A 12853-nucleotide genomic window follows, 5' to 3' on the forward strand; every position below is an offset into this window, starting at 1 on the left:
CACGGAGAGCAGCCAGCCTATGCTATACTTTTGGAATGGGGAATAGCAACAGGAGCGCATGAAGGACGCACTCCCATTCACTAAGGATAGGATTTAGAGATGCTTACAGAGAATGCATATGATCTTCTTGTGGTCGGCGCGGGCGTTTTCGGCTTGACGACTGCCCTGGAAATGAAGAGGCGTGGATATCGTGTTGCTGTTATTGACCCCGGCCCTCTGCCACATCCCTTAGCCGCTTCTACAGACATTAGTAAAATTGTGCGCATGGAATATGGTTCGGATGAAGCATATATGGAACTGGCGGAACAGGCATACCAGGGCTGGCTTCAATGGAATGAGATGTTGGGTGAGACGCTCTTCCATGACGTCGGTGTAACTATGCTGACGCGCGCACCTATGTCACCTGGCGAGTTCGAGTACGAAAGCTATCATCTGCTACGCAAACGGGGACATACTCCTGAGCGTCTCACAGAGGATACTATCATACACCGCTTTCCGGCCTGGAAAGCTGGGGCCTTCGTCGATGGTTTCTTTCATGCCCAGGGAGGCTATGCGGAAAGCGGTCGCGTGATAGCTGCCCTGGCCCGGCTTACCCAGACCCAAGGGGTCGACCTGTATCCAGGGCAAAAGGTCGAAGCCTTGCTCAAAGAGAATCAACATGTGCGGGGTGTGCGTACTTATACTGGAAGTACCTTTCACGCTGAGCATGTTGTAGTTGCCTCTGGGGCATGGTCCTCTCTCCTTGTTCCAGACCTCACTCCCTTCGTGAAGGCGACTGGACATCCTGTATTTCACCTCAAGCCAACCGATCCCAATCTTTTTACCCCACCGAATTTTGTCGTTTTTACTGCCGATATTGGCCGCACTGGCTGGTATGGCTTCCCTCTTCATCCACGTGAAGGAGTCATCAAAATAGGTAATCACGGAGTAGGGCAGGTGCTTCATCCTGAGCAGGATGAGCGAGTCGTGATCAGCAGTGATATAGAACAGTTACGAATGTTCCTGGCTGCTACTTTCCCCGCGCTACAAGACGCACCTATCGTGAGTACCCGCCGTTGCCTCTACGTTGACACGCCCGATGGTGACTTCTGGATTGATCGTCACCCTCAATGCGCAGGTCTCACTGTAGCGACAGGAGACAGTGGGCATGGGTTCAAATTTGCGCCGGTACTAGGTGGATTGATCGCCGATGCTGTTGAAGGAAAGCCGAATCGCTGGTTGCCTAAATTCCACTGGCGCAATGTCTCCTGGCATACTGGAAAGAAGGAGGCATCACGCTATAAAGGCGAGCGATAGGCCAGGTCTGGTTCCGTGACGTCACCTTTGAGGTGCTTGAGGGCTAGAGCATCTTGTGCATTCTGTGCCCGACCTCTTCGATAGGGTGCTCAGCGTCCTTGCGCCGCATAGCCGAGAGGCTGAGGAGTCTGGCCTGGTTCTCCAGAATCCAGTCGCGGGCAAAGGCGCCTGTCTGGCGATGACGGCAACGCAAAAGCACCAGAGTCTTGATTGACTCTGGTGCTTTTGCTCTTTGCTTGCGACGGAACCGACGGGCGACGAACCACAGGTCGCCCGAGGCAGCGGGAACCTCATGGGAGTGAGTCACCGCTCCCGGTGAAGCAAGAAACCACTGGGCTTTAGCCCAAGTGGAGTGTCACAATACCTCCCTTTCTGGCAAAGAACCATTGTCCTTATGATGCAAGAAGTTCTGCAATCAATTGCAGGAGTTTATCCAAGTCAAAGGGTTTCTGGAGCGTTATGAGGTAATCCAGGGCACCATTTTCTTGTGGCAAACTGGCACTCATGAGGAGAATGGGTCTCTGATCGCCTCCTTCTCGATGCTGCAGGTGGTCGGCGAGTTCCAGCCCATTCATCCCAGGGAGATGATAGTCTAGCAGAAACAACTCAGGCGTGATCGTTGAAAGCATATTCAGCGCCATCTCGCCGCTTGGGGCAAGATGCCCTTGACAGGTCGTCTCCTCCTGGAGCGCTTCCAGCAGGAGATTGCCAAGAATGGGATCATCTTCGACAATGAGAATACTTTTGACGATAGAGATATCACTACATGCATATTGTTGAAAAGTGCACATATGCGTTCCTCATGGACTTTTCCGGGGAAGCGTCACCTGAAAGGTCGACCCTTTTCCCATTTCGCTCTCTACCGTGATGGTTCCCCTATGGTGCTTGACGATCTCCGAGGCAATATGCAAGCCCATTCCTAAGCCGGGAAAGGCATGCTGATATGGAGCGACTGCCCGATAGAAACGCTCAAAGATTTTCTCGCGCTGTTCTCGTGGAATGCCAATGCCATGATCACACACACTAAGGATCACGGACTCTTCGGAGGTCTCAATAGCAACCTCTATCGTGTTGGCTCCCGGGGAATATTTGATCGCGTTGCTGATCAGGTTCAGGAGCACTTGGCCGAGGCGGTCCTTATTCCCAATCAGAAGAGGAGGATGCTCGGCATGATGCACGACGATGGCATGGGTCGTCTGCGTCTGTTGCACGATCTCAACGACCTCCTGAAGCACGTCGCCCAGGTTCACCGTTTCCTGGGCATGCTCCAGCTTGCCCGCCTGAATTTTGGAGAGGTCGAGCAACTCTCCAACCAGTCGAGTGACGGCATTGAGTTGGGACTCCATCCGGGAAAGCGCTCTATCTGCGTTGTGAATGTCTTGCTTTGCCAGTTGTTTTCGCAACAGTTGCGTTTGGAGCATTAAGGACGCGATTGGTGTCTTGAGTTCATGGCTGGCCATCCCCAGAAAGTGATCTTTGCGCTGCTCCAGTTCCTTGTGGGCCGAGTTATCCAGCACAAAGCCAAGGGCCTGGAACGGATCATGCTGTAAGACGACTCCACCCACTAGCACCGGAAGGCGACTGCCGTCTTGACAGATGTACTCTTTCTCATAGGGGGTCAGAGCCTGCCGGACAGCCAGTTCCTGATGGGCCTGTTGGGTCTGTGCCCGATCTTCTGGAGCTGTCATGTGCATCACGTTTATGCGCCCAGCCCGCAGGTCTTCGCGGGTATAACCAGTCATGCGCAGGAAGGTGTCGTTGGCGTCCACGATCTGCTCCCCTTCGATGACATTGATCCCGATGATGTTGGAGTTCATCAGGGCGTTTACACGTTCCTGACTCTGACGCAAGGCTTCCTCGATGCGCTTCTGATCCTCAATATCGGTACAGGTGCCAAACCACTTGATGATCTGGCCTGCCTCATCGCGCACCGGCATGGCGCGAGTCAAGACCCAGCGATAGACTCCGGTCTGACCATTTCTGAGACGTCCTTCGCACTCAAATCTTTCTCCCGTGTCCAGAGCATGCCGCCAGAGAGCCTGGTTCCTTGCACGATCATCGGGGTGGAGGAACTGGAGATGGTCCCATCTCTGTACTCGTTCAGGCGTGAACCCAGTGTAGTCACGCCAGCGCTGGTTTGTGTACTCGTGCGAGCCGTCGGGTTGGGCTGTCCACACGAGTTGTGGCACAGTCTCGGCAAGGACGCGAAAGTTCTCCTCGCTGGCTTTGAGTTGCTGCTCCGCTCGTTTCTGCCCATCAACATGCTTGATGAGCGCCTTCCATAGTGGAAGAGTGAGATGCCTGGTCTGTTTTCCATTCAACATCACGCAGTAGCTATCCCTTTCATGTGGTCCCATCCCTGTAAGGAAGTTGCTTCCCTGCTCTGATATCTAGAAACAGAATTGATAGATGTGAGAATAAGCGAACACCCTTCCTCGCAAACACAGGCAATTTATTGGCGGTCTGCCGGAGGCATTGAGTTAGAAACCTCATCACCGCCCTATGTATATAGGTGATTCGTTTTCTTTGGACGAAAAAAGTCAAACTCTCCCGCTCGTTGAGCTTGAGAAAGCTCTTCTTCTGCTTGTTTTCGTCGAAGAGAGAGCAATCACCTATGTGTATAAGGTGTTGATGAGGCTTGTTGAAGCTGGGCGTCGATCCTGCCTTCTGACTTACCTTTGAGATACAGAGCGGCTGAGCCAATCCTCGAAACGCGTCGGGGCGATCCGCGCGTTGTCGCCTGGGATGAGGGAGTAATCCTCCAACTCTGAGCCGTAGAAGCGTGCATGAACGTCTGTGATCACCTGGCGTGTGTCTTTGTTCGCGCTCAAAAATCGGCGCACGAGTTCATCGAGATGTATCTTTTCGGGACCACCCACTTCAACCATACCATTCACAGGCGCCTCGAGTGTGACCTCGGCCAGTGCAGCCACAACGTCATCCGACAAGATCGGCTGTATAAATGCAGGCGACAAGCGAATAGTTTGTCCATCGCTAGCCTCTTGGGCAATGCCGCCGACAAACTCGAAGAACTGCGTTGAGCGAAGGATGGTATAGGGCACCTTCGAAGCCTTGATCAGGTTTTCTTGGGCCACCTTCGCTCGGTAGTACCCATTCTCGGGAAGACGGTCGGTGCCGACGATCGACAGGGCAACGTGATGTCCTACACCAGTGGCCGCTTCTGCGGCCAGGAGATTGCGACCTGATGTCTCGAAGAACTCTAAAACTGCCTTGTCCTCCCACGAAGGCGCGTTCGCCACGTCGACAACCACCTGAGCGCCGACAAGCGCTTGAGCTAACCCCTCACCAGTGATGGTGTTGACGCCTGTGCTAGGTGACGCCGCCACGGCCTGATGGCCAAGCTCACGAAGCTTGTTCACAAGCTTTTTCCCGATGAGTCCACTGCCGCCAATAACTACAATCTTCATACTGAACCTCCTACTTCGTAGCCCGTAAGTCGGGCTTGTGCTGTCTAAACATATGTTCTGATGCGCGTTGGAAAGCCTTGGATAAGTATTCATGTAATTTCCATAGAAGATCATCATCCCCTCTGTTACCAATCAAAGGCTCGCTAGTTCGATGTGCATATCCTTGCAGACTATACAACCATTGATGTGCAAAGCCCTGATCACAGCACGATCGCGGATTGTCTCTTCAATCGTGCTTTCCTTTACCGCGCTGCTGAATGCCTTGAGCTGTTTAAAAAACTCAGGCGATTGCTGAATGGGAAGAGACACGGGAAGACAGAACAATCACTCCCTCTCTTCCTGTATTAAGGATATTGTATATCCTTAAATGGGTCCCGTCAAGCGGTCGACTGCTAAGGGATCTTTTTTCAAAGGCAAAAGCCGCATCGCTGTGTTCATAGGAGGCCGGACCATAAGCAGTCCAGCAGATCTTGCCCAAGAGGCTATTGCAAGCAGTTTTTGGCTCTGTTGCAGAGATTTGCTGTGGTTGGAAGAGAGTAAGGTGTTTTCCATCTGAAGCCAAGTATTTGAGCCTGGGCATCACCTCTCAGTGTTCAATTTCCTCCTCTCCCGTCGTATTTCATATTGTTGACGTAAGTTCTCTGCCACGAGAGATTGAATTGCCTCTTCATACGTCTGAACAGTGTCAGGAATGAGAGCGTAGGGACCATAGATGATTTGCTCCTGCTGTAAATGTCGAATTCTGTGCAAGGCATTCCCGGTCCACTGACACTCCAGAGCGACAAATGCCTTCTCCTTCACTTTGCTTACCCTCCTCACGTTCTCAGCAATCTCTACCAATAAGAAGTCTTGCAGTCAAAATGTGTGCTGACCTTTGCAGGAAGCATAGTCTAGAAAGAGAGTCCCTTCAAGAGTCATTTTTGCAAATTTCATGGTATCATTTGCTGGGGACTGCGCTTGCCCTGGTTTGATGGAGTCGAGAAAGGTAGGGTATAATAGACTCGATCAGAGGGTAGCCTGCCAAAAGAACCGCAAAGAAGACTCCTAGAAAGCAACTATCGCGTCGGTTTGCGAACCCGTGAGCTCGTTCATGTTTGTCATCGCATACACGGTCAGTTCAAAATAGTAGCAGGCTCGGTCGACGCTACGTTGAAATAGAGAAAACAGGGGTCAAACCGATGGTGTTAAAAAGTCAAGTCGAGTGGGTGCTGCATTGCTGTGCCATACTCGCCGGGCTTCCAGCGAATCGTTACTTGGCGACCAAGGACTTGGCGGAGTTCCACGGTATTCCAAAGGAGTATTTATCGAAAGCCTTACAAAGTTTATCGCAGGCTTCAATCGTTGAAAGCACCTTGGGTCCTACTGGAGGGTATCGATTGGCAAAGGCACCCACCGAGATTACCTTTCTGGATATCGTCGAGGCAGTAGAGGGGAAGAGATCAACCTTTGTGTGCAGCGAAATTAGAAAGAACAATCCCTGCCGAGATGCTGATTATTGCGAGACGAAGCCATGTCCCATCGCCCGTGTCATGTGGGAGGCAGATCAAGAATGGCGAAAGAAGTTACAAAGCGTGCGTCTGTCCGACCTTGTAGAGACCCTCGCAGAAGAAGTGCCAGCGGATTTGTGGAAAAAAAGCTTCGAGTGGGTCTTAGCAAGAACGTGATGTCGTGCATCTCGACGCAGGCGTGAACTCTTCGGTGGCCGGACCTACCACTCCAGTTTTGTTTCTCGGTATTCAGTCAGTCACTCCACGCCGAAAGGCGGGAGCTTGTGTCCGTGCTCCACCGCAATTCACGAAAGCGTTGCCGCCTTTGTGCTTTGGCTTCTTCGCACGACACATCAGGGGATACCGACAAGATCCCCGTACTCACCCAGTCCTGCCGGGTGAGCAGCGTTCGCAACGCCACATTCCTGGCACCGATCAGGTCCGCATGGAGTCGAGACCCACATTCCTGGCACACAAACAGCAGCCCCTTGTTGGGGCGGTTGCCGAGAGAGGTATGGCCACACCTGGGGCACGCCTGACTGGTGTGATAGGCATCCACCTTGATGGCCATGCTTCCCGAAAGCAGCGCTTTATAGCCGATGTAGCCATGTAATTCGGCGAATGCCCACGAGGAGGCGTGGCGATTGGCTCGCCGCTGCTTCTCGCTGGCCTTCTTTCCTCGCTTGCGCTTGGTCCGTTCACGAATGTGGGTCAGATCTTCCAGGCCGATGAGGCTCTGAGAGTGGGCATCCACGATGCGCCGACTGATGAGGTGGTTGCGGTCTTGTTTCAACCGTCTCTCTCGTCCGCTGATGGCGAGCAGGCGTCGCGTGGCGGAACGAGTGCCTTTCTTCTGCAACCGCTTTCTCAGGCGCGCATAGTGATCCGCTTTAGCACGAATCTGTTTTCCAGGGTAAAACGAGGTTTGCCCGGTGGGAGTGGCCGTCACAGCCAGGTAGCGTTGGTCAACGTCGACTCCAACCACCTGGGAATGCGTTTCGGGTGTGGGGTCCTCCACCTCCAGCTCAAGGGAGACCAGGAGGTAGAATTGTTTGTGCGGTTTGTCATGCCAGAGCTTGGCGGCTCCGATGGTCGCTCCCTGTCCAATGAGGGCCACATGCCTCTCGTAGCCGCGGTAGGGGACGACGATCCGCCCTTGCAGGGTCAGGATGCTGACCTGCTGCTCTTGCTTGAAGCCATAATCGCGCAGGTAGTTGTAGGTCAGGGTCGGCGAGACGTACTTGGGCGGCTGATCGAGGCCTTTGAAGCGTTTCCTGGTCCAGCCGGCTTTGCGGGCCTGGGCATTGTGTCTGGCTTTGGTCCAGAGCGTTTTGTAGGTGGCTCCCACCTGGCGGGGAACATTACAGGCCATCTGGGCAGGTAAGCCAAACAGCAGACGGATCTCGTCGTAGCACGCATGCTGCAAGGCGCGCCGATTGCTGGTCTTGCCATGCGCAAAGCTGTAGTGGCTCACATAGTTCAAGGCATCCCGATAGGCCAGTTGGGTCTCTCGCAAAGCCACGAACTGGGTGGGATCGGTCTGCAGTTTGAGCTTGGCCGTGATGGTCTGTTTTATGCGAACAAATGTACCGCATCCACTGATAGCTGTCAATGCCTTCCTTGTGGGAAAGTGCCCCTCTCTTCCTCTCCAACAAGGAACGCCGCATTCCTCCCCATGTCTCAAAGGCAGGGGACTCCTGCGGCGGTTTGTTGAAGAGCAACAGCCTACATAGATCCCGCAATTCTTGTCCGATCTCAGGCGAATGTGGTGTTCTCGGTGCGCGAGAGATTGGTAAGTACCGCTTCACACTTCGGATCACTTGCACTAACATATTTTCCACTCAGTGAACCAGAGCGCACCGTCAGCCCCTGTGATAATGAGAAATGGTCCCGGGGCTGCCGCGAGGGCGGGGAACTAGGTAATGACACCAGTAGGGGTAATGCGTCCGACCTTGTTCCCGCCAAACTCCGTGAACCAGAAATTCCCATCGGGTCCAGTGGTGATTTCAAGCGGTGATTATCACTTGTGGTCCTGAGCCCGCTGGTCGAAAGCCATGATTATCGACGGCAATGCTTGCTGCAAGGGAGCATGGGGGGATATACTGAAGCTCAGCGCAAAGAAGCGTACCGGATTCGAAACGTGCGATGCGGAGCGAGATCAACCAGGCTGATAGTATATTGCAGAAGATATTTCGCGACAGGTAGCTCGCCTGCCCTTAGAAATGGAGAATCCACCACGATGACATGGGAAACATACCTTGCAGAGCAGCAGTTCCGCCACCAGGACGAGCTGCTGCAATTTCTCAGCATTCCTAGTATTTCGTCGCTGCCTTCCCACGCCGATGACGTGCAGAGAGCCGCTCAATGGGTGGCCCAACGTCTAACAACCGCCGGTCTGGAACAGGTGCAAATCTTCCCTACAGGGGGCCACCCGGTTGTCTACGGAGAATGGCTCCATGCCCCTGGCAAGCCAACGGTGCTCATCTACGGCCATTTCGATACCCAGCCGGTAGACCCGCTGGAACTCTGGACCCACCCGCCTTTTGAGCCAACGATTATCGACGATCGCGTCTATGCTCGCGGCGCATCGGATGATAAAGGAAACATGTTCACCCCTATCCTGGGCGTCGAGGCGCTGCTCAAGACCGAAGGGGCGCTACCGCTTAACGTCAAATTCTTCCTGGAGGGGCAGGAGGAGATTGGCAGTCCGCAATTGCCCGCGTTTGTAGCCAGCCATCGCGATCTGCTGGCATGCGATCTAGTGCTCAGTTCCGATGGCGTCCAGTATGGCGAAGATCAGCCCTCACTGTTGCTAGCCTGTAAAGGACTGGCCGGTATCCAGATCGATGTGCACGGCGCGAAAAGCGATCTGCACTCCGGCATCTATGGCGGGGCCGTGCCCAATCCCATTCACGCCCTGACTGCTCTGCTCGCCTCCCTGCGCAGCCCCGAGGGCACCATTCTAGTAGAAGGCTTCTACGACAACGTCCTCCCGCTCTCCGCCGAGGAACGCGCCGCCATCGCCGCCATTCCCTTCGACGCGCAGGACTATCAGGAGCGGATCGGCGTGACTGCTCTCCTTGCTGAGCCTGGTTACACCCCCCAGGAGCATCTTGCAGCCCGGCCTACGCTGGAGATTAACGGCATCTGGGGCGGCTTCCAGGGCGAAGGCGTCAAAACCGTACTGCCTGCTGAGGCGCATGCCAAAATTACCTGCCGCCTGGTCGCCAACCAGGAGCCTGCCACCATTGTCGAGTTGCTCACTCGGCACATCAAGAAATACACACCTCCCGGCGTCCAGATCACCGTCCGCGCCCTACCCGGCACCGCCCGACCCTATCTGATCCCCGCCGATCACTGGGGCAACCAGGCAGCAGCCGATGTGCTGCGGGAAATCTATGGCAAAGAGCCCTACTACACTCGCGCGGGCGGCAGCATTCCCGTCTGCGAACTCTTCCTCAGCCACCTGGGAGCCTACACGGTCGGCTTCGCTTGGGGACTGATGGACGAGCAGATCCATGCCCCCAACGAGTTTTTCCGCCTGAGCAGCTTCCGGCGCGGGCCGGGTGCGTATTGCAAGATTTTGCATCGCCTGGCAGAGAAATAAGAGAAGACAAAAAGAGCGCAAGCGTTCATTTTTCCAAGCACAAGAGGAAGGATGCGAATCTGCGTCCTTCCTCTTGTGCCAACCCTTCCGGGCCTGTGCTCTTGGCAATGCATGCCTTTGAGCACTCACTTGCACACTGGCGGGCGATCCCATTCTTGTGGTTTTCGTCTGTGCTGGCATAAGCACAAACGAAAACCACAAGAATGGGCAGATCCGGGTTGCTTTCTCAACATAATGCATATTGGAGAGCCACAAACCTTAAAGGATTGTATTTTCTCATACAATCATATATTCTTTTTAAGAACTTATCAGCAGAGAACATTTTTAGCAAGTATACTTTGAACGTTTTTGCTCATAGGGGAGAAAGAGAAAATATGCACATTTCGGTAGGGGATCCATTTCTAGCAGCTGCGCTAGTGATCGTTGTGCTTCTAATTTTTGTACTCGCCTTTATTAATATTGGACAATATACCCGGCGTAGACGAGGTGGTAGCTCTGCCAGGGGTCATGCTCCAGCACGGAAACACACTCCGATCAAAAAGAAAGATATTCCGAAGGTAAATGGACGCATTCCGTCCTGGCAAAAAGACCCTGGTGCCAGAATTGCTAATCAGTATGGCAAAGCTCGCAGCCCCGAATGGCCCAGAGTAGCTCATGAGCACCTCAGCCACGAGCCAGCCTGTGTGGTTTGTGGTCACCGGGGAAAAGGATTACAGGTTCACCATATCAAACCCTTCCATCTCTACCCGGAACTCGAACTTGACCCGAATAACTTGATCACTCTGTGCGAAATCAAGGGCCGTACCCATCACCTGCTTATTGGACATCTTGATGATTGGGAATCGTATAACAAAAGTGTGCGTGGAGACACAAAGCGTTACTCCAATCAAAGCGCTACCGCGATCAAGGCCAATCCCACCTGGCGGAAGGAGGTTGCTCAACGTCCGATGCCTTAAAACATAGCATGTTAGTGTCAGAATTCAGAAGAAAACTTAGTCTGGAGATCGTTGGTGAGATAGGCTGAAAACAACAATCCATCTTGATGAGGTGTGATTCATGAACCGTCCCCCTGCGACTCAGAACCACGAAAGAACAGAAGTTACGTCTGCTTCAAGGCGTTTTTGAATACAAAGAAACCAGCGAACTGCTTGTGACAATTCACTGGTCGCAACGGAACCGACGGGTGACCAAACATCCTGTCGGGCTTGGTGTTCCACCGTGTAAACGGGCCACCCCTGACGCCGCGTACTGATCGAGCGTCCCCGTCAGCTTTACCTGACCAGGATACCGAAATGACGCACTCTCTGCAACTCACATGCTAACAGTAGGGATAGGTAGGACCTTGCGGCCTTTCCCCCCCTCCAAACGCAGCATGCGACTTTTACCGCACTGCGCTTTCCAGTTGGGTCCAAGTACTCGCGAAGAGCAGATTCATGGAAATCCATGGGAAGGCGCACCAAGAGGTCAAGCCTCTCGTCATCTGCATTCCTTCCTTTATCCGTTTATTTCGTTTTCTCAGGACTTACCCTGGCGGACCTTCACCGTGTCCATCCCATTACAGGAAGGCATTTGGCTACTACGCCGCCTCCGTCCGCTCTTCCACCCGCTAGCATTCTCGCGGCTCTTACGAGCAACTGGTGGTATGAGCGTTCCCTGATGCGCCCATCGAGGAGTGATAGCAATCCGTAGCTGCCTGCTTTACGCCGGGCGGGCAATGGAGTAGTGCCCATCGGACTAGGAAGCCAATGAGCCAGCCGCCTTGCCATTTTGGCTAGAGGGTAACAGCCATTTTCCCTCGACGGCGCGTAACGACATTTACGCAGGTTCCTTACGTCAGCATAGATTACAGGGGTAGCCCGATGGCTCCTTTGGCTAGACCCATCTGGTACATTGTCAGCGGGCTTCCTACCCTCAGCAGTGCCACTGCTGAACGCAGGCCGCTTACCCCTCGTACCACTACTTATTGACCTGAGCATGAGGATCTAAAGTGAAGCACGATGCGAGCCGATGAACGGAGGTATGAGCAAGAAAGAACCCCTTCCCAAAGATTGGCGCGAAGGTCGACGACTGCGTGCCTGGCAACTGTATCAGCAAGGCTGGAAACAGAAAGACATCGCCGAGGCCTTGGGAGTCACTGAAGGTGCGGTGAGTCAATGGATGAGTCGAGCGAAGCAAGATGGTCCTGATGGGCTGCGCCACCAGCCACCACCAGGTCCCCAACCTAAACTGACTGAGGAACAACGCGCCCAGTTGCCTGACCTGCTGGCCAAAGGATCCGAGCACTATGGATTTCGCGGTGAGGCCTGGACCACGGCTCGGGTGGCAGTGCTGATCAAGCAGCAATTTGGTGTCAGGTATCATCCAGCCCATTGTAGCCGCCTCCTTCGCGCAGCCAAGCAGAGTGTGCAAAAACCGATTGAACTGGCCACCCAAAGGAATGAAGAGGCCATCAAGGCATGGAAAGAAGAGCGCTGGCCTGCCCTCAAAAAAAAGCAGAGCAAGAAAAGCGGCAGATCGTTTTTGTAGACGAGGCGGGCTTTTATCTCTTGCCGATGGCGGTGCGCACGTATGCTCCTGTGGGCCAAACGCCGGTCCTGCGCGTGCCGCTGACGTATGACCACATCTCGGCTATTGGTGCGCTGACTCCCGAGGGGCGTCTCTTTATGCAGACCCAAGAACGCTCTTACAAGGGACCAGATGTGGTGGGGTTTCTGCGACTGCTGTTGCGCGAGATCCCAGGCAAGTTGCTCGTCATCTGGGACGGTTCCACCATCCATCGCTGCCAGGCCGTCAAAGATTTCCTGGCGCAAGGCGCTGCTGCACGCATTCACCTGGAACGTTTGCCTGCCTATGCACCCGAGTTCAATCCCCAGGAAGGAGTCTGGAATCTGCTTAAACGTCGTGAACTCAAGAATCGCTGTTGCAAGGATCTGTCTGAGCTTGAGCATGAACTGCTGCTCGCCCGTGCAAGGCTCAGGCATCGCAAGCAGGCTCTGCGTCACTGTTTTGCTCATGCCGGCTACTCTCTTTAGGTT

Annotated in this window: 12 protein-coding genes; 6 read left to right on the forward strand and 6 right to left on the reverse strand. The window is 53.9% G+C overall.

Annotated features, from left to right (window positions below; translation table 11 throughout):
* Positions 1-99 precede the first annotated feature (99 nt).
* Positions 100-1296, forward strand: a complete 1197-nt coding sequence (locus KTE_RS07525) for an FAD-binding oxidoreductase (protein ID WP_201379958.1) — start codon at positions 100-102, stop codon at positions 1294-1296.
* Between the two features lie 43 nt (positions 1297-1339).
* On the opposite strand, the gene KTE_RS07530 is transcribed toward KTE_RS07525, so the two are convergent.
* The 5 genes from KTE_RS07530 to KTE_RS49480 form a co-directional block, all read right to left on the reverse strand.
* The gene (locus KTE_RS07530; protein ID WP_201379960.1) at positions 1340-1603 is read right to left on the reverse strand and encodes a hypothetical protein; all 264 of its coding nucleotides are present in this window, start codon (positions 1601-1603) and stop codon (positions 1340-1342) included.
* Between the two features lie 85 nt (positions 1604-1688).
* Positions 1689-2087 (reverse strand): response regulator, encoded by a 399-nt coding sequence (locus KTE_RS07535; protein ID WP_201379962.1) that lies wholly within the window; start codon positions 2085-2087, stop codon positions 1689-1691.
* Between the two features lie 9 nt (positions 2088-2096).
* Complete coding sequence (locus tag KTE_RS07540) at positions 2097-3623, reverse strand: ATP-binding protein (RefSeq protein ID WP_374226767.1); 1527 nt, start codon at positions 3621-3623, stop codon at positions 2097-2099.
* A 345-nt stretch (positions 3624-3968) separates the two neighbouring features.
* On the reverse strand, positions 3969-4724 hold the full coding sequence (locus KTE_RS07545) for an SDR family oxidoreductase (protein WP_201379965.1): 756 nt from the start codon (positions 4722-4724) through the stop codon (positions 3969-3971).
* A 132-nt stretch (positions 4725-4856) separates the two neighbouring features.
* A complete protein-coding gene (locus tag KTE_RS49480) occupies positions 4857-5033 on the reverse strand; it encodes a carboxymuconolactone decarboxylase family protein (protein ID WP_374226803.1) in 177 nt (58 codons plus the stop codon).
* Positions 5034-5902: 869 nt separating this feature from the next.
* On the opposite strand from KTE_RS49480, the gene KTE_RS07555 reads away from it, so the two are divergent.
* Positions 5903-6388, forward strand: a complete 486-nt coding sequence (locus KTE_RS07555) for an Rrf2 family transcriptional regulator (RefSeq protein ID WP_201379969.1) — start codon at positions 5903-5905, stop codon at positions 6386-6388.
* A 76-nt stretch (positions 6389-6464) separates the two neighbouring features.
* Here the strand turns inward: KTE_RS07555 and KTE_RS07560 are convergent, their stop codons facing one another.
* Entirely contained in the window at positions 6465-7787 is a 1323-nt protein-coding gene (locus KTE_RS07560; protein ID WP_201387001.1) for an RNA-guided endonuclease TnpB family protein, read from the reverse strand.
* 663 nt (positions 7788-8450) lie between these two features.
* Here KTE_RS07560 and KTE_RS07565 point away from each other — a divergent pair.
* The 4 genes from KTE_RS07565 (at position 8451) to KTE_RS48810 (ending at position 12850) form a co-directional block, all read left to right on the forward strand.
* Positions 8451-9818 (forward strand): dipeptidase, encoded by a 1368-nt coding sequence (locus KTE_RS07565; protein WP_201379971.1) that lies wholly within the window; start codon positions 8451-8453, stop codon positions 9816-9818.
* A 374-nt stretch (positions 9819-10192) separates the two neighbouring features.
* Entirely contained in the window at positions 10193-10774 is a 582-nt protein-coding gene (locus KTE_RS07570) for an HNH endonuclease (protein WP_201379973.1), read from the forward strand.
* 1063 nt (positions 10775-11837) lie between these two features.
* Entirely contained in the window at positions 11838-12344 is a 507-nt protein-coding gene (locus tag KTE_RS48805; RefSeq protein ID WP_236600299.1) for an IS630 family transposase, read from the forward strand.
* Positions 12275-12850, forward strand: a complete 576-nt coding sequence (locus KTE_RS48810) for an IS630 family transposase (RefSeq protein WP_236600298.1) — start codon at positions 12275-12277, stop codon at positions 12848-12850. The genes KTE_RS48805 and KTE_RS48810 overlap by 70 nt, the downstream gene beginning before the upstream one ends.
* Positions 12851-12853: the final 3 nt, after the last annotated feature.

It is taken from the genome of Ktedonobacter sp. SOSP1-85, assembly GCF_016587415.1.
Taxonomy (GTDB): domain Bacteria; phylum Chloroflexota; class Ktedonobacteria; order Ktedonobacterales; family Ktedonobacteraceae; genus Ktedonobacter.

Excerpts from the sequence above, each read along its gene's own strand:
- KTE_RS48810 (WP_236600298.1), top strand. The coding sequence starts at position 12,275 with ATGGAAAGAAGAGCGCTGGCCTGCCCTCAAAAAAAAGCAGAGCAAGAA.
- KTE_RS48805 (WP_236600299.1), top strand. The coding sequence starts at position 11,838 with ATGAGCAAGAAAGAACCCCTTCCCAAAGATTGGCGCGAAGGTCGACGA.
- KTE_RS07535 (WP_201379962.1), bottom strand. The coding sequence starts at position 2,087 with ATGTGCACTTTTCAACAATATGCATGTAGTGATATCTCTATCGTCAAA.
- KTE_RS07555 (WP_201379969.1), top strand. The coding sequence starts at position 5,903 with ATGGTGTTAAAAAGTCAAGTCGAGTGGGTGCTGCATTGCTGTGCCATA.
- KTE_RS07545 (WP_201379965.1), bottom strand. The coding sequence starts at position 4,724 with ATGAAGATTGTAGTTATTGGCGGCAGTGGACTCATCGGGAAAAAGCTT.
- KTE_RS07565 (WP_201379971.1), top strand. The coding sequence starts at position 8,451 with ATGACATGGGAAACATACCTTGCAGAGCAGCAGTTCCGCCACCAGGAC.
- KTE_RS07525 (WP_201379958.1), top strand. The coding sequence starts at position 100 with ATGCTTACAGAGAATGCATATGATCTTCTTGTGGTCGGCGCGGGCGTT.
- KTE_RS07570 (WP_201379973.1), top strand. The coding sequence starts at position 10,193 with ATGCACATTTCGGTAGGGGATCCATTTCTAGCAGCTGCGCTAGTGATC.